The organism is Curtobacterium sp. MCLR17_058, assembly GCF_003234705.2.
Lineage (GTDB): Bacteria > Actinomycetota > Actinomycetes > Actinomycetales > Microbacteriaceae > Curtobacterium > Curtobacterium flaccumfaciens.
The window spans coordinates 2,384,716-2,400,278 of record NZ_CP126262.1 but is presented as its reverse complement, the minus strand read 5'-3'; the positions used below and the strand labels follow the sequence as shown (position 1 = coordinate 2,400,278).

Below are 15,563 nucleotides of genomic sequence, written 5' to 3'. Positions count from 1 at the left end.
CAGATCGTCCCCGCCGCACCGCCGCGACCCGCGACCGGGCGACGGACCGTCCCGACGTGCGGGTCCGGCGCGAGACGGGCCCGAAGCTCCGGACCGCCGTGCAGGCCGTCGTCATCGCCGTGTGGTGCCTCCTGCCGTTCTACTGGATGGTCGTCACGAGCTTCCGCGAGGTCGGGTACACGTTCGACGCCACCCCGTGGTTCACCCACGTGACCCTCGACAACTACGCGACCGCGTTCTCGACCGCGCTGGGCAACCACCTCGGCCGAGCGCTCCTGAACAGCGTGTTCATCGGGGTCGCGGTGACCGTCATCGCCCTGCTCGTCGGCACCACGGCGGCGTACGCCCTCGCCCGGCTCGAGTTCCGCGGCAAGTCGCTCATCGCCGGCGCGATCCTGGCCGCGTCGATGTTCCCCGGCGTCGCCCTCATCTCGCCGCTGTTCCAGCTGTTCACCGACATCGGGTGGATGGGGTCGTACCAGGCGCTCATCCTGCCGAGCATCTCGTTCGTGCTGCCGCTGACCGTGTACACGCTCGCGTCGTTCTTCCGCGAGATGCCGTGGGACCTCGAAGAGGCAGCCCGCATCGACGGGTGCACCCGGGTGCAGGCGTTCCGGCGGATCATCCTGCCGCTCGCGGCGCCGGCGGTGTTCACCACGGCGATCCTGGCGTTCATCTCGAGCTGGAACGAGTACCTCATCTCGTCGCAGCTCTCGAGCGACGCGACCCAGCCGGTGACCGTGGCGATCGCCTCGTTCGCCGGGTCGCAGCCGCACCAGGAGCCCTACACGGCGGTGATGGCCGCCGGCACGATCGTCACGATCCCGCTGGTCATCCTCGTGCTGATCTTCCAGCGGCGCATCGTGGCGGGGCTCACCGCCGGCGGCGTGAAGGGCTGACGACCATGGCCCAGCGCGGACCCACCCGTCCCACCGCCCACATCGAGGAGTCGATCGGCTTCGTCGGGATGTTCGGCGTCCTGTTCCTCGGCGTGACGGTGTTCTGCGAGCTCACCGGGCGACCGGCGCTCGGCTGGGCGCTCACCCTGCTCGTGTGCGTGCTCGGCGTCGTCGCCCTGGACCGGTGGCGGGTCGCCGTCCTCCGCCGGACCGCACCGCAGGACGGCACGGGTGCGTCCGTGCCCCGGGGCGTCGGTGCTGCTCCCGCGGTCGCCCCGGTGCACACGTCGGTCACCGACCCCACCGGTCGCAGGCCTCGACCCGGCGCGGACGGACGGGTGCACCAGCACGCGGGCTGGGACGAGGTCGCACCGGCTGCACGACGGCCGGCTCGCCCCGCACGGGTGCCGCAACGCCGGGCGGACCGCGGCGTGCCCGCGGTGGCGGCCCGACGGGGTGGACCCGACACACCGGCGGACGTGACGCACGGCACGGACGGCTGACGGGCCTCCCGGGTCGCACCGATGGGGATCCAGGAGATCGCGACCGTCACGGGGCTGTCGAAGTCCACGGTGTCGCGGGCGCTCCGCGGCATGTCGAACGTGGCCGACACCACGATCGAGCAGGTGCAGCGGGTCGCCGACGAACTCGGGTACGTCCCGAGCTCGGCGGCGGCCGGCCTCGCCACCGGGCGTCAGCGCGCCGTCGGGGTGGTCGTGCCCGTCATCGACCGCTGGTTCTACGTGAAGGCGCTCGGCGGTGTCGACGCGGAGCTCCGCCAGGCCGGGTACGACCTGGTCCTCTACAACCTCGGCGGCCCGGGCGGCGACCGCGACCGGGCGTTCCGGCGCTCGATGCTGCGGCACCGCGTCGACGGCCTCGTCCTGCTCTCCCTGGTGCTCGACGCCACCGAACGGGCCGAGCTCGAACTCAGCCGGCACCCCATGGTCGTCATCGGCAGCCCGGCACCGGGCCTGCGGAACGTGGGCGTCGACGACCGCGAGGTCACCCGGATCGCGGTCGAGCACCTGCACGGCCTCGGCCACCGGCGCATCGCCTACGTCGGCGGGCAGGACGAGGCCGGCATGAACGTCGCCGTGCCGCACCTGCGACGGGACGGGTTCCTCGACGCCGTGCGGTCGTCGGGACAGGCCGTGCCGGAACGGTGGTCCCTCGACGGCCGGTTCTCGTTCGCCGGCGGGACCGCCGCCGGGGCCGTGCTGTTCGCCGAGCCCGCGTCGGAGCGACCGACGGCGGTGCTCTGCGCGTCGGACGAGATGGCCCTCGGCGTCCTGCTCGCCGCACGCCGAGCCGGACTCGCGGTCCCGGAGGACGTGTCCGTGATGGGGATCGACGGCCACGAGTACGGCTCGACCGTCGGACTCACCACCGTCGCGCAGGACCCGGTGGCCCAGGGACGCACCGCTGCACGGGCGGTGCTCGCCGAGGTCGACGGCGGTGTCGCCGGCCCGATCGCGGCGGCACCAGCGCACCTGGTCGTCCGCGCGACCACGGGCCCCCGCCCGCACGGTCCCGCGTAGGGTCGCCCGCATGGAGGTCACCAAACTCGAACACGCCTGCCAGGTCATCACCGAGGGGGACGCCCGCCTGGTCCTCGACCCGGGGAACTTCACCCGACCGGTCGACGCGTCCGGGGTCGTCGCCGTCGTCGTCACGCACGAGCACCCGGACCACGTCACCGCCGAGCAGGTCCGGCGCATCCTCGACGCCAACCCCCGTGCGGTCGTCATCGGACCGGAGGGCGTCCGCGCGGCGCTCGCCGAGGCGGGTGTCACGGTGGACGTCGTCACGGACGGTGACCACCGGACGGTCGGCCCCTTCACGCTCACCTTCCACGGCACGCGGCACCAGCTGATCCACGCCTCGGTGCCGATCGTCGACAACACCGGCGTGCTCGTGAACGGCCGGCTGTTCCACCCGGGCGACTCCTACACGGACCCGGGCGTCCCGGTCGAGGTCCTCGCGGCACCCGTCGGGGCGCCGTGGCTCAAGGTCGCCGAGATGATGGACTACGTCGCCGCGATCGCGCCGTCCCGGGCGTACCCGATCCACGAGGCCACCCTGTCCGAGGTCGGCCTCGGCATGCACACGGGCCGGCTCCGCGAGGCCGTCGAGCCCGGCGGGTCGCTCGTCGTGCTGCGTCCGGGGGAGTCGCTCACGCTCTAGGGCTGCGCTGCGCTGCCTGGAGGCCCGTGGCGGCGTCGCCACGCGCCTCCTGTCCGTCACCGAGTGAGCAGAACGCGACGGGTCGCGTCCACGCACCCGGCTTCTGCTGCTCACCGGTCGGGCGCCCGCCGGCGCAGTCGCGCCGCGACCAGGCGGTCGAGCGCCAGGGCGTCCCACGGAGCGTGCCGCTCGGCGTCGTTGTCGAAGTACACGTAGACGTCCCGGCCGGCCTCGGCGTGCTCGAGGACCGTCGTCGCCCACCCGCCGAGTGCCTGGGGTGAGTACCCGTCGTGGTAGGTCCGGGGTGCGCCGTGCAACCGGAGGTACGCGAGTGGTGCCCCGGTGTCCGCCCGGAAGCGGGGGAAGTCGCCGGCGTGCGAGTCGACCAGGGCGATGCGGTGTCGGCGCAGCACGTCGAGGTGCTCGTCGCCGAAGCCGGCGGCCCGGAACTCGAGCGCGTGGTGGATCGACCACGCCGGTTCCTCGGGCACCACGAGACCGTCCGGTTCGCCGGGGACCTTGTCGTCGTGATGGCGTGCGAGTTCGGCGGCCGCACCGTGTGTCCGGGGGAGCAGCCCGAGGAACGCGTCGAGCACCTCCGGCGTCGGCAGCAGGCGCTCGGGCAGCTGCCAGAGCACGGGCCCGAGGGTGTCCCCGAGCTCCAGCGGACCCGAGGCGAAGAAGTTCGCCAGCGCGGTCTCGACGTTCCGGAGCCGCAGCATGTGCGTGACGTACCGGCCGCCCTTGACCGCGAACCGGAACGGCTGCCCGCCCGAGGCCGCACGCCACGCCCGGTAGCGCGCCGGACGCTGGAGCGAGTAGAAGGATCCGTTCAGCTCCACCGTCGGGAACCGCGACGCCACGTGCTCGAGCCACCGCCGCTTCGCGAGGCCGTCGGGGTAGAAGTCCCCGCGCCAGCCGTCGTACTGCCACCCGGACAGGCCGATCCGCACCGTGGCCGACGGGCAGCCGCTCACGTGTCTGGCCCGGGCGATCGCGTCGTGGTCGGCCGTCATCGATCCACCGTATGCCTGCTCCGACATGGCGGCACACCCGGGCGACACGCCCCGTTTTGGTGCGGATGCGAGCCTTGTGCAATACTTGTCGAGTTGTCGGAACGGCCCCATCGTATAGCGGCCTAGTACGCTGCCCTCTCACGGCGGTAACGCGGGTTCGAATCCCGCTGGGGTCACCACAGGTGACATGCTCCGAGTCCGACAACAGCCGCGGCCCCATCGTATAGCGGCCTAGTACGCTGCCCTCTCACGGCGGTAACGCGGGTTCGAATCCCGCTGGGGTCACCAGCACGTAAACCCCCGTCCAGCTCCGGCTCGGCGGGGGTTTCGTCGTCTCGGCTAGCCTGGATCGTCCCCGTCATCCGGGGAACGATCGCCTCGCGACGGGAGCACGATGCACGCCGAACGCCCACCGCACCTGCGCTGGAGGCTCGTCGCCCTGGTCGCCCTCGGCGGCGCGATCGGGACGGCCGTCCGCGCACTCCTCGCCACGGCGTTCCCCGCGCACGACGGGATCAGCTGGACCATCCTCGGGATCAACGTCGTCGGGGCGTTCTGCCTCGGGTTCCTGCTCGACGCGCTCGCACGCCGCGGGCCGGACGTCGGTCGTCGTCGCGCGGTCCGGCTGTTCGTCGGCACCGGCGTCCTCGGCGGTTTCACGACCTACAGCACGCTCGCGGACGACACCGCGCAGCTGCTCGACCTCGGGCGCTGGACGGCGGGCACCGGATACGCGCTGCTGTCGGTCGTGCTCGGACTCGCCGCGGTCGTCCTCGGTCTGTGGGTCGCCGCCGCCACCCGGCCCCGCACCGAACCCCGAGAGGACGCCCGATGAGCCCGGTCGAACTGATCCTGGTCGCCGTCGGCGGGGGAGCCGGCGCCGCGCTGCGCTTCGTGCTCGACGGGCTCGTCAAGGGCCGCGTCGCCGGTACCCGGTTCGCCGGGTTCCCGGTCGGGACCCTGCTCATCAACGTGTCCGGATCGCTCGTGCTCGGGGTCCTGACGGGCCTCGGGCAGGCCGGCACCATCCCCGCCTCGACGGTCGCTGTGCTCGGGACGGGCATGATGGGTGGGTACACGACGTTCTCGACGGCGAGCGTCGAGACCGTACAGCTCCTCCGATCCGGCAAGACCCGGCTCGCCGTCCTGAACGGCCTCGGGATGCTCGTCGTCTCGGTCGGCGCAGCTGCGCTCGGCCTCTGGATCGGAAGGAACTCATGACCTCGGAACGCCCCGGCGAACTCGTCCTCGTCCGTCACGGAGAGACGGAGTGGTCGAAGAGCGGGCAGCACACCGGCCGCACCGACATCCCGCTCACCGACAACGGTGTCGAGCAGGCGAAGCGCGCAGGCCGGTACCTCGGGGACCGGTCGTTCGCGCTGGCGCTGTCGAGCCCGCTGCAGCGCGCCCGCGACACCGCGCACCTGATCGGCGTCGAGCCGGAGCTCGACGAGGACCTGTACGAGTGGGACTACGGCGCGTACGAGGGCCTCACCACCCCGCAGATCAAGGTGCTGCGCCACGGGCCGTGGGACCTCTGGACCGACGGGGTCCCCGCCGGCGACACCCCCGGGGAGAACGCCGCCGAGGTCCGGGTCCGCGTCGAGCGCATCCTGAACCGTGCCCGTCCGGTGCTCGCCGAGGGCCACGACGCCGTGTTCATCGCCCACGGCCACGTGCTGCGGGCGCTCGGTGCCGCGTGGATCCGGCTCGCACCGCAGGACGGCGCCGTGCTGAAGCTCGGCACCGCCTCGGTCAGCATCCTCGGCTACGAGCACGGCCGCCCCGTCATCGACGCCTGGAACATCCAGCCGCGCGACTGACGCGGCGGTGGCGCGGACGGGCTCGAGAAAGCGACAGACCCGCGGCACGCGGTGCCGTCCCGTCCGCGAAAGCGACAGATCCCCGCGGTTGTTCCGCAGCGATGTGTCGCTTTCGCAGGTCGCAGTGGTCGCGACCACGGGCGGACGGGAGGCCCGTGGCGGCGCCGCCACGGGCCTCCCGTCCGCCGTCCGCGCACGTTCCTTCCCCTGTCACGCGCGATGGCAGGCGGAATCGGGCATCCCTGGTCGAAAGGAACGACCAGGGACGCCCGGTTCGACCAGGGACGCCCGGAACGACCGGGTACGCCCGGTTCGACCAGGGACGCCCGGAACGACCGGGCGCGTCAGACGGTCCGGATCGCGCTCGTCGCACCCAGGGCACGGCCGCGCCGGCGCTCGATCGCACGCCCGACGAGCAGCAGCCCCACGCTGACCACGGCACCGAGCACGGTCTGCGCGATGCGGTCGAGCGCCAGCAGCTGCGGCGCCTCGGGCAGGCTCAGCCACGACACCGCCAGGGCGAGCGGGGTGAGGAACAGCAGGCACACGGCGTAGTCCCGGGCGACGAAGATCTCGGCGAAGAACTGCCCGACGACGGCCAGCACGACGATCCACCACGCCGACGGCTCGAGCAGCAGGATGCCGACCGCGATCACGGTGCCGCCGATCGTGCCGACCACACGCTGCCCGGCGCGGACCACGGTGTGCCGCTGCCGGATCGCCGGCAGGGTCGACACCACCGCGATGACCGCCCAGTACGGGTGCCCGAGCCCGGGGATCGACTCCGCGACGGCCCCGGCGACGAGTGACCCGACGACGTTGAGCCCGACGGTCTCCCACAGCGCCGGTGTCCGCAGGACCGCGAGCGACCGGTGCTTGCGATCGGCCAGCGGGCGGAACCGGTGCGGGGCGTGCGGGTGGAGCACCCGACGGAGCACCGCACCGGACATCGCGACCAGCCAGGCCCAGACCACCGAGCAGACGATGATCGTCGTGACGAGCGGGACGTCCGCCGGGCGCATCGGCACGAGTGCGGACACGACGAACGCGAACACCGGGAAGATCGGCTGCGCGGGGATCGCCCGGAGCGTGGAGAGGGTGCAGACCGCGACCACCAGGACGACGACGAGACCCACGGCCTGCAGCCAGAGCGGCGACCCGACGAGCCCGACCCCGATGCCGGCGAACATGCAGAGTGCCTGCAGCGCACCCGCGACGCCGGTGGTGACGGCACGCTGCCGGTAGGGCTCGGTCGCGCCGAAGATGGCGGTGAACCCGGCGAACATGGCGAAGGCGGCGTACCCCGGCATGCCGAGGGCGATGAGCAGCGCGAGCGGTGCGCCACCGGCGATCGCGGCGCGTGCCGCGCCCTCGAGGTTGATGGTCCGGGTCGAGTGCGCAGGTGTCGTCATGTCGTCACCATCTTCCCACCGCGACAGGTGTCGGGGAGTCGCCACGGGCCTCCATGCCGTGTCGCCACGGGGTGACGGGCCTGCGACGGCGGGGTGACGGACCCGCGGCGGGCGGGGTGCCGCGCGTTGGTATACCAATGGTAGAGTCGCCTGATCGCGCCGCGGTCGCGGCGCAACGACGAGGACGAGGAGGGCTGAGCTCATGGGAAAGACGCTCGCCGAGAAGGTGTGGGACGACCACGTCGTGGTCAAGGGCGAGGACGGCAACCCCGACCTCCTCTACATCGACCTCCACCTCGTGCACGAGGTGACGAGTCCGCAGGCGTTCGACGGCCTGCGGCAGGCCGGGCGACCGGTGCGTCGCCTCGACCTGACGATCGCGACCGAGGACCACAACACCCCGACGCTCGCCATCGACCGCCCCATCGCGGACCCGACGAGCCGGATCCAGATCGAGACCCTCCGTCGCAACTGCGAGGAGTTCGGCGTCCGGCTGCACTCCCTGGGCGACAAGGAGCAGGGCATCGTCCACGTGGTCGGTCCGCAGCTCGGCCTGACCATGCCCGGCATCACCGTGGTCTGCGGTGACTCGCACACCAGCACCCACGGGGCCTTCGGCGCGATGGCGTTCGGCATCGGCACGTCCGAGGTCGAGCACGTCCTCGCCACGCAGACCCTGCCGCTCAAGCCGTTCAAGACGATGGCGATCACGGTCGAGGGCACGCTGCGCCCGGGGGTGACGGCGAAGGACATCATCCTGGCCGTCATCGCGAAGATCGGCACCGGCGGAGGCCAGGGCTACGTGCTCGAGTACCGCGGCTCCGCCATCCGTGCGCTCTCGATGGAGGGCCGCATGACCATCTGCAACATGTCGATCGAGGCCGGTGCCCGCGCCGGCATGGTCGCCCCCGACCAGACCACCTACGACTACGTGCAGGGCCGCGACCACGCGCCCACCGGCCAGGACTGGGACGACGCCGTCGCGTACTGGGAGACCCTCGCCACCGACGACGACGCCGTGTTCGACGCCGAGGTGTTCATCGACGCGGACGAGCTCGAGCCCTTCGTCACCTGGGGCACGAACCCCGGCCAGGGCGTCTCGCTGTCCGAGAGCGTGCCGGACCCGGCCACCTACAGCGACCCCAACGACCAGGCCGCCGCACGCCGCGCCCTGGAGTACATGGACATCACCGCCGGCACCCCGATGAAGGACATCGCCGTCGACGCGGTGTTCATGGGGTCCTGCACGAACTCACGCATCGAGGACCTGCGGGCCTTCGCGTCGATCATCAAGGGCCGGCAGAAGGCGCCGGGTGTTCGGGTCATGGTGGTTCCGGGCTCCGCGCGCGTCCGGCTCGAGGCCGAGGCTGAGGGGCTCGACGTCGTCATGAAGGAGTTCGGTGCCGAGTGGCGGTTCGCCGGCTGCTCGATGTGCCTCGGCATGAACCCGGACCAGCTGGCTCCGGGGGAGCGCTGCGCGAGCACCTCGAACCGCAACTTCGAGGGGCGCCAGGGCAAGGGCGGCCGCACGCACCTGGTGTCGCCGCTCGTCGCCGCGGCCACCGCGGTGCGCGGCACGCTGTCCAGCCCGTGGGACCTGGAGACCGACGACGAGATCGCGGCGGCGACGTCCGCCACCGCCACCGAGGGGACCTTCTGATGGACAAGATCACCACCGTCACCGGCATCGCCGCGCCGCTCAAGCGGTCCAACGTCGACACCGACCAGATCATCCCCGCGGTCTACCTGAAGCGCGTGACGAAGACCGGCTTCGAGGACGCCCTGTTCTCCGGGTGGCGGCAGGACCCTTCGTTCGTGCTCAACCAGGAGCGCTACCAGGGTGCCCGTGTGCTCGTCGCCGGGCCCGACTTCGGCACCGGCTCGTCCCGCGAGCACGCCGTCTGGGCGCTCCGCGACTTCGGCTTCTCGGTCGTGATCTCGCCCCGGTTCGCGGACATCTTCCGGGGCAACGCCGGCAAGCAGGGCCTGGTCACGGCGATCGTGACCGAACCGGAGGTCGAGCGCCTGTGGGCCGCCATCGAGGCGAACCCGGGCATCGAGGCGACGGTCGACCTCGTGACGCAGCGCGTGTCGCTGGGGGATGTGGACGTCCCCTTCGAGATCGACGCTTACACTCGTTGGCGGTTGATGGAAGGGCTCGACGACATCGGGCTCACCCTCCGTGACGAGACCTCGATCACGGAGTTCGAATCCCGCCGCTCCAGTTGGCGGCCGAAGACATTGCCGGTGAAGTAGTGAACTCTCTCGTACAGGACGCAGCGGCCGCAGGGGCGCGCGTGGGCCTCAAGTCGGACGAGATCGTCATCCGCGGGGGCAAGCCGCTCGTGGGGCGCATCGAGGTCCGTGGGGCGAAGAACCTCGCGACCAAGGCCATGGTGGCGTCGCTGCTCGGTGACACCCCGTCGATCCTCCGTGACGTGCCGGACATCTCCGACGTCAAGGTGGTCCGCGGGCTGCTCGAGGTGCACGGCGTGCGCATCACCGATCCTGCACGAGGCGAACTCATCCTCGACCCGTCGCGGGTCGAGTCGGCGCACTTCGCCGAGATCGACGCGCACGCCGGGTCGAGCCGCATCCCGATCCTGTTCTGCGGTCCGCTGCTGCACAAGCTCGGCGAGGCGTTCATCCCCGACCTCGGCGGCTGCCGCATCGGCGACCGTCCGATCGACTTCCACCTCGACGCCCTCCGTGCCATGGGTGCGGTCGTCGACAAGCAGGTCAACGGCATCCACCTGACGGCCCCGGACGGCCTGAAGGGCGCCTCGATCGAGCTGCCGTACCCGAGCGTCGGCGCCACCGAGCAGGTCCTGCTCTCCGCGACCCTCGCCAAGGGCGTCACGGAGCTGCGGAACGCCGCGATCGAGCCCGAGATCATGGACCTCATCGCGATCCTGCAGAAGATGGGCGCCATCGTCTCGGTCGAGCCGAACCGCGTCATCTTCATCGAGGGCGTCGAGTCGCTCCGCGGCTACACGCACCGTGCGATCAACGACCGCAACGAGGCCGCGAGCTGGGCCTCCGCCGCGCTCGCCACCAACGGCGACATCTTCGTCGAGGGCGCGAACCAGCAGGAGCTCATGACGTTCCTCAACGTCTTCCGCAAGGTCGGCGGCGGGTTCGACATCCAGGAGGACGGCATCCGGTTCTACCGTGAGCTGGACACCCTGAAGCCCGTCGTCATCGAGACCGACGTGCACCCCGGCTTCATGACGGACTGGCAGCAGCCGCTCATCGTCGCGCTGACCCAGGCCGACGGCCAGAGCATCGTGCACGAGACCGTCTACGAGAACCGCTTCGGCTTCACCGACGCCCTGAACGAGATGGGTGCCGACATCGTCGTGCACAAGGAGGGGCTGCCCGGCCACGACCGCCGTGTCGCCCGCCGCCCGTTCGAGCAGGCAGCCGTCATCACCGGTCCGACGAAGCTGCACGCCGCCAACGTCCGCGTCCCCGACCTGCGCGGCGGGTTCAGCCACCTCATCGCGGCGCTGACCGCCGACGGCGAGTCGCACATCACCAACGTCGGCATCATCAGCCGCGGCTACGAGCACTTCATCCCGAAGCTGCGCAAGCTCGGCGCCGACTTCGACTTCGCTGGGTAGGCACAGTGCCGGCAGAAGGAAAAGGCGAAGGTCTGGAGGCCCGTGGCGGCTCCGACGCGCAGGTCACGACCGGCCTCCCCGTGCGTGGGCGCCGGTGGCGCCGCGGTGAGCTGAACACCGCGTTCCGGATCGTCGCCTCGATCGTCATCCCGACGTTCCGGTTCTCGGCGCGCTACCACTGGCACGGCCCGAACCGCCTGCCGGCCGAGGGCGCGTTCGTGCTCGCACCGAACCACTTCACGAACATCGACCCCCTGGTCGTGGGCACCGCCGTGTACATCTCGAAGCGGGCCCCGCGGTTCCTGGCGAAGGCGTCGCTGTTCAAGGTGCCGGTGGTCGGCAAGCTCATGTCCGGCATGGGACAGATCCCGGTCGAGCGCTCCGGCCGGACGCGCCTGAGCGACCCCCTCGGCGGGGGCCGATCCCTGGTCGAGCAGGGCGGGGCGATCATCGTCTACCCCGAGGGCACGCTCACCCGCGACCCCGACCTGTGGCCGATGCGCGGCAAGACGGGCGCGGTGCGGATCGCGCTCGAGAACGACGTGCCGCTCATCCCGATGGCCCACTGGGGCACGCAGAACATCATGGCCAGGTACGGCAAGAAGCTCCGGCTGTTCCCGCCGTCCCGCGTCGACGTCATCATCGGTGACCCGGTCGACCTGTCGGCGTACCGCGGTCGGCAGATCGACCAGCAGATGCTCGGCGAGGCCACCGAACTCGTCATGCGCGAGATCACCGCGCTGCTCGAGGTGCTCCGTGGCGAACGGGCACCCGCGACCCGCTGGGACCCGGCGGCGAACAACCAGAAGGAGACCGGCCGGTTTGAGTGACCTCCGACCCCACGACGACCGACCCGACCCCGCCGCCGCGGCTCCTGGGGCCTTCGACACCGCCGCGATCCGGGTGGTCATGCAGTCGACCGACAAGCCCCGGGTGGCCGTGATCGGTGCCGGTAGCTGGGGCACCACGTTCGCGAAGGTGCTGGCCGAGGGCGGTGCGTCCACCGTGGTGTGGGCACGACGCCCCGAGGTCGCCCGCGAGATCACCGAGACCAAGCGCAACTCGGACTACCTGCCCGGCATCAACCTGCCCCGCACCCTGACCGCCTCGACGTCGCTCGAGCGCGTGCTCGACGGCGCCTCGCAGGTGTACGTCTCGGTGCCCTCGCAGACCCTGCGCTCCAACCTCGCCGCGATCCGCGAGCTGCTGCCCGCCGACGTGCCGGTCGTCAGCCTCATGAAGGGCGTCGAGAAGAGCACGGGTCTGCGGATGAGCGAGGTCCTGCTGCAGGGCCTCGGCATCGACCAGGACCGCATCGCCGTGGCCAGCGGCCCGAACCTGGCGCTCGAGATCGCCCGTCGGCAGCCGACCGCCGCCGTGGTGTCGTCGTCCTCGCTGGAGACCGCCACCGACGTCGCCGCCGTCGCGACGAACCCCTACTTCCGGTCGTTCATCAACACCGATGTCATCGGCACCGAGTTCGGCGGCGTGCTGAAGAACCTCATCGCCGTCGCGATCGGCATCGTCGACGGGGTCGGCTACGGCGAGAACACCAAGGCCTCGATCATCACGCGCGGCCTCGCCGAGATGACCGACTTCGCGGTGTCGCTCGGCGCGCAGTCGTCCACGCTGTCCGGGCTCGCGGGCCTCGGCGACCTCATCGCCACGTGCCAGTCGCCGCTGTCGCGGAACAACACCGCCGGGCGGTTGCTCGGCCAGGGCTACCGGTTCGACGAGGTCGTCCGCCAGATGAACCAGACGGCGGAGGGGCTGGCCTCGGTCGCCCCGATCCTCGAGCTGGCCGCGGCGAACGGCGTCGACATGCCCATCGTCAGCCAGGTCGGCGAGGTCCTCGCCGGTAGGCTCGATCCGCGCAACATCGCGCCGCACCTCACCGAGACCGACGAGCCGCAGGGCGAGTGACCGGTCCCGCACCGAGTCACGAAGGGACTCCCGTGCCCACGATCCCCGAGGGAACCCCCATGCCCAGGACCACCGTCGCCGTGCTCTTCGGAGGTCGCTCGAGCGAGCACGAGATCAGCTGCGTGACCGCCGGCGGCATCATGGACGTCGTCGACCGGGCCGAGTACGACCTCGTGCCGATCGGGATCACCCAGGACGGTGCCTTCACGCTGCAGTCGGACGACCCGGCGCAGTGGACCATCCGCGACGGCGCGCTGCCGACCGTGCCCGACAACGGCACGCGGATCGCGTTCCCGACCTCGCCGGCCACCAACGAACTCGTCGTGTCCCACCCCGACGGCACGGTCACCGCGATCCCGGTCGACGTGGTGTTCCCGATCCTGCACGGCCCCTTCGGCGAGGACGGCACGATCCAGGGCCTGCTCGAGATCGCCGGGCTGCCGTACGTCGGCGACGGCGTGCTCGCGAGCGCCCTGGCGATGGACAAGCACGTCGCGAAGGCCGTGCTCGAGCACGCCGGGCTGCGGGTCGCACGGTGGACCACGGTGCTCCGTCGGCAGTGGGCGGCCGACCCGGTGGACGTCGCCGAGACGATCGCCGCGCACGGCTGGCCGCTGTTCGTCAAGCCGGCCCGCGCCGGGTCGAGCATGGGCGTCTCACGCGTCGACGAGCCCTCGCAGCTGGGCGCCGCCATGGACCTGGCGTTCGAGCACGACTCCAAGGTGATCGTCGAGCCCCGCGTGGTCGGCCGCGAGGTCGAGGTCGCCGTGCTCGAGGGCCGTGACGGTGTGCCTCGCACGAGCCTGCCGGGCGAGATCGTCGTGGCCGAGGACGGCTTCTACGACTTCGCCTCGAAGTACCTGGGCGGCGACGAGTCGCTGCTCTGCCCGGCACCGCTGACCGACGACGAGACCGACGAGATCCGCTCCATCGGTGCCCGCGCGTTCGAGGCCATCGGTGGTTCGGGGCTCGCCCGTGTCGACTGCTTCCTGACCGACGACGGCTTCGTCGTGAACGAGGTCAACACGATGCCGGGCTTCACGCCGCTGTCGATGTACCCGCGCTGCTGGGCGGCGTCGGGCGTGTCCTACGGCGAGCTGATCACGGAGCTCATCGAGCTGGGTCGAGCCGCCGTCCGCTGACCAGTTCGGTCAGCCCTGCACGTCGGCGGGGTCGAGGCACTCGTGTCCGTCCTTGGGCAGTGACGACACGGCGTCGGACAGCTCCTGCACGACCGATGACGTGGTCTTCGTCGAGTCGACCACGACCTGCACGGCCGGTGACCGACCGAACGTCGTGTAGACGACCTGGTCGCCGCGGTCGTCGCGGATCCAGTCGACGCCGCCCTGCGAGAAGCACGGCAGGTCGGACACGGTGGGGACGGCGACACCGCAGTGGTAGATCGCCACCTCGGGGTCACCCCAGGCAGCGGTCGCCTGCGCGTTCGTGTTCCGCAGGTCGAACTTCGAGTCCACGGTCGCGGGCAGTCGGACCTGCACGGCCGCGCACGCCGCTGCGTTGGCCGACGGGGCGGCGGACATCGACACGGCGTTCGTGCACCCGGTCAGCCCGGCGGCGAGGGTGATCACGGCCCCCACGATCGCGAGGGTCCGAGGGGTGCGGCGCGCGGTGTCCATCGCCGTCCAGGCTACCGTTCTCGTGTGGATGCGACGGACGACGCCTGGGCCGGACCGACGGTGGGGGAGCTCGGTGAACTCGTCGTCCTCGACCGGATCACGAGCCGTCTACCCGCAGGGACGCCGATCCTCGGCCCCGGAGACGACTGCGCGGTCGTGGCCGCCCCCGACGGCCGCTTCGTCGTGACGACGGACATGATGGTGCACGGGCCGGACTTCCGGTGGGCGTGGTCGTCGCCGACGGACATCGGCTGGAAGGCGGCCGCCACGAACCTCTCCGACGTCGCCGCGATGGGTGCTGTACCGAGCGGCCTCGTGATCGCCCTCGCCGCACCGCAGGACACCCCCGTGGCCGTCCTCGAGGGCATCGCCGACGGCTTCCGGCTCGCCGTCGACACACTCGCGCCGGGGTGCGGGGTCGTCGGGGGAGACCTCTCCACCTCGGCGACGTTCACGGTGGCCGTCACCGCCTTCGGTGACCTGCTGGGCCGCGCGCCCGTGCTCCGGTCGGGTGCGACCGTCGGCGACGTGCTCGCGGTGTCCGGCGAGCTCGGACGTGCCGCGCGCGGGCTGTCCCGGCTGTTCCGCGACGGCGTCGACGACCGGGGCGAGCCGGACCGTGCCGCGACGCTGGCGAGCGGCGCGGACGTCGACCCCGACGTCGGCCGCCAGCGCCGCCCGGTGCCCCCGATCGCCGACGGGCCGCTCGCGGCTGAGGCCGGGGCCACCGCGATGCTCGATCTGTCCGACGGCCTGGCGATCGACGCCGGTCGGCTCGCCCGTGCCAGCCGGGTGACGCTCGAACTCGATGCCGCCGCCGACCTCGACGAGGTCGCGCTGCACGGTGGCGAAGACCACGGACTGCTCGCCACGTTCCCGGCAGGCGCGGCTCTGCCCGGGGGCTTCCGGCGCATCGGTGTCGTGCGGGAGCGCGGCGACGCGGACGTGCTGCGCGCCGGTGCCGCGGTGCCGACGACCGGCTGGGACCCCTACGCCGACTGGGACGGTGCCGCCGGCTGACCGGGCCCGGTCGGTGCACCACC

General features: G+C 71.8%; 17 protein-coding genes and 2 tRNA genes. 16 read left to right on the top strand and 3 right to left on the bottom strand.

The features are described 5' to 3' along the window. The first annotated feature begins 56 nt into the window (after positions 1 to 56). The 4 genes from DEJ11_RS11375 to DEJ11_RS11360 are packed head-to-tail and all read left to right on the top strand — an operon-like array spanning position 57 to position 3,086. Complete coding sequence (locus DEJ11_RS11375) at positions 57 to 899, top strand: carbohydrate ABC transporter permease (RefSeq protein WP_071405697.1); 843 nt, start codon at positions 57 to 59, stop codon at positions 897 to 899. A gap of 5 nt (positions 900 to 904) precedes the next feature. After that, positions 905 to 1,402 (top strand): hypothetical protein, encoded by a 498-nt coding sequence (locus DEJ11_RS11370; RefSeq protein WP_111103492.1) that lies wholly within the window; start codon positions 905 to 907, stop codon positions 1,400 to 1,402. 21 nt (positions 1,403 to 1,423) lie between these two features. Continuing rightward, positions 1,424 to 2,440: a LacI family DNA-binding transcriptional regulator gene (locus DEJ11_RS11365; RefSeq protein WP_111103490.1), complete on the top strand. Its 1,017-nt coding sequence runs from the start codon at positions 1,424 to 1,426 to the stop codon at positions 2,438 to 2,440. Positions 2,441 to 2,450: 10 nt separating this feature from the next. After that, complete coding sequence (locus tag DEJ11_RS11360) at positions 2,451 to 3,086, top strand: MBL fold metallo-hydrolase (protein WP_111103488.1); 636 nt, start codon at positions 2,451 to 2,453, stop codon at positions 3,084 to 3,086. Positions 3,087 to 3,196: 110 nt separating this feature from the next. On the opposite strand, the gene DEJ11_RS11355 is transcribed toward DEJ11_RS11360, so the two are convergent. Further along, positions 3,197 to 4,102 (bottom strand): DUF72 domain-containing protein, encoded by a 906-nt coding sequence (locus DEJ11_RS11355; protein WP_111047103.1) that lies wholly within the window; start codon positions 4,100 to 4,102, stop codon positions 3,197 to 3,199. Positions 4,103 to 4,205: 103 nt separating this feature from the next. Between DEJ11_RS11355 and DEJ11_RS11350 the strand changes: the two genes are divergently transcribed. The 5 genes from DEJ11_RS11350 to DEJ11_RS11330 all read left to right on the top strand — a co-directional run bounded on the left by DEJ11_RS11350 (position 4,206) and on the right by DEJ11_RS11330 (position 5,925). Then, a tRNA-Glu gene (locus tag DEJ11_RS11350) sits at positions 4,206 to 4,281 on the top strand. Positions 4,282 to 4,314: 33 nt separating this feature from the next. Continuing rightward, positions 4,315 to 4,390: transfer RNA gene (locus tag DEJ11_RS11345), tRNA-Glu, on the top strand. 106 nt (positions 4,391 to 4,496) lie between these two features. Then, positions 4,497 to 4,937 (top strand): fluoride efflux transporter FluC, encoded by a 441-nt coding sequence (locus DEJ11_RS11340; RefSeq protein WP_111103486.1) that lies wholly within the window; start codon positions 4,497 to 4,499, stop codon positions 4,935 to 4,937. Beyond that, positions 4,934 to 5,323, top strand: a complete 390-nt coding sequence (gene crcB / locus DEJ11_RS11335) for a fluoride efflux transporter CrcB (protein WP_111087783.1) — start codon at positions 4,934 to 4,936, stop codon at positions 5,321 to 5,323. The genes DEJ11_RS11340 and crcB overlap by 4 nt, the downstream gene beginning before the upstream one ends. Continuing rightward, positions 5,320 to 5,925 (top strand): histidine phosphatase family protein, encoded by a 606-nt coding sequence (locus DEJ11_RS11330; RefSeq protein WP_027465908.1) that lies wholly within the window; start codon positions 5,320 to 5,322, stop codon positions 5,923 to 5,925. Before crcB ends, DEJ11_RS11330 begins: the two co-directional genes overlap by 4 nt. Before the next feature lie 344 nt (positions 5,926 to 6,269). On the opposite strand, the gene DEJ11_RS11325 is transcribed toward DEJ11_RS11330, so the two are convergent. Further along, positions 6,270 to 7,337: an FUSC family protein gene (locus DEJ11_RS11325; RefSeq protein ID WP_181440822.1), complete on the bottom strand. Its 1,068-nt coding sequence runs from the start codon at positions 7,335 to 7,337 to the stop codon at positions 6,270 to 6,272. 202 nt (positions 7,338 to 7,539) lie between these two features. Here DEJ11_RS11325 and leuC point away from each other — a divergent pair, with 202 nt between their 5' ends. The 6 genes from leuC to DEJ11_RS11295 all read left to right on the top strand — a co-directional run bounded on the left by leuC (position 7,540) and on the right by DEJ11_RS11295 (position 14,025). Continuing rightward, the gene (gene leuC / locus DEJ11_RS11320; RefSeq protein ID WP_111103483.1) at positions 7,540 to 8,997 is read left to right on the top strand and encodes a 3-isopropylmalate dehydratase large subunit; all 1,458 of its coding nucleotides are present in this window, start codon (positions 7,540 to 7,542) and stop codon (positions 8,995 to 8,997) included. Beyond that, positions 8,997 to 9,593, top strand: a complete 597-nt coding sequence (gene leuD, locus DEJ11_RS11315; RefSeq protein ID WP_111103481.1) for a 3-isopropylmalate dehydratase small subunit — start codon at positions 8,997 to 8,999, stop codon at positions 9,591 to 9,593. Before leuC ends, leuD begins: the two co-directional genes overlap by 1 nt. After that, complete coding sequence (murA, locus tag DEJ11_RS11310; RefSeq protein WP_111023958.1) at positions 9,593 to 10,960, top strand: UDP-N-acetylglucosamine 1-carboxyvinyltransferase; 1,368 nt, start codon at positions 9,593 to 9,595, stop codon at positions 10,958 to 10,960. Before leuD ends, murA begins: the two co-directional genes overlap by 1 nt. 80 nt (positions 10,961 to 11,040) lie before the next feature. Further along, on the top strand, positions 11,041 to 11,790 hold the full coding sequence (locus tag DEJ11_RS11305; RefSeq protein WP_071405671.1) for a lysophospholipid acyltransferase family protein: 750 nt from the start codon (positions 11,041 to 11,043) through the stop codon (positions 11,788 to 11,790). Between the two features lie 79 nt (positions 11,791 to 11,869). Then, on the top strand, positions 11,870 to 12,883 hold the full coding sequence (locus tag DEJ11_RS11300) for an NAD(P)H-dependent glycerol-3-phosphate dehydrogenase (RefSeq protein WP_031259730.1): 1,014 nt from the start codon (positions 11,870 to 11,872) through the stop codon (positions 12,881 to 12,883). A gap of 59 nt (positions 12,884 to 12,942) precedes the next feature. Then, the gene (locus DEJ11_RS11295) at positions 12,943 to 14,025 is read left to right on the top strand and encodes a D-alanine--D-alanine ligase family protein (RefSeq protein WP_111103477.1); all 1,083 of its coding nucleotides are present in this window, start codon (positions 12,943 to 12,945) and stop codon (positions 14,023 to 14,025) included. A 9-nt stretch (positions 14,026 to 14,034) separates the two neighbouring features. Here the strand turns inward: DEJ11_RS11295 and DEJ11_RS11290 are convergent, their stop codons facing one another. Further along, the gene (locus DEJ11_RS11290) at positions 14,035 to 14,520 is read right to left on the bottom strand and encodes a DUF3515 family protein (protein ID WP_111023961.1); all 486 of its coding nucleotides are present in this window, start codon (positions 14,518 to 14,520) and stop codon (positions 14,035 to 14,037) included. A 24-nt stretch (positions 14,521 to 14,544) separates the two neighbouring features. Between DEJ11_RS11290 and thiL the strand changes: the two genes are divergently transcribed. Then, positions 14,545 to 15,540: a thiamine-phosphate kinase gene (gene thiL / locus DEJ11_RS11285; RefSeq protein ID WP_111103476.1), complete on the top strand. Its 996-nt coding sequence runs from the start codon at positions 14,545 to 14,547 to the stop codon at positions 15,538 to 15,540. The last annotated feature ends 23 nt before the right edge of the window (positions 15,541 to 15,563 follow it).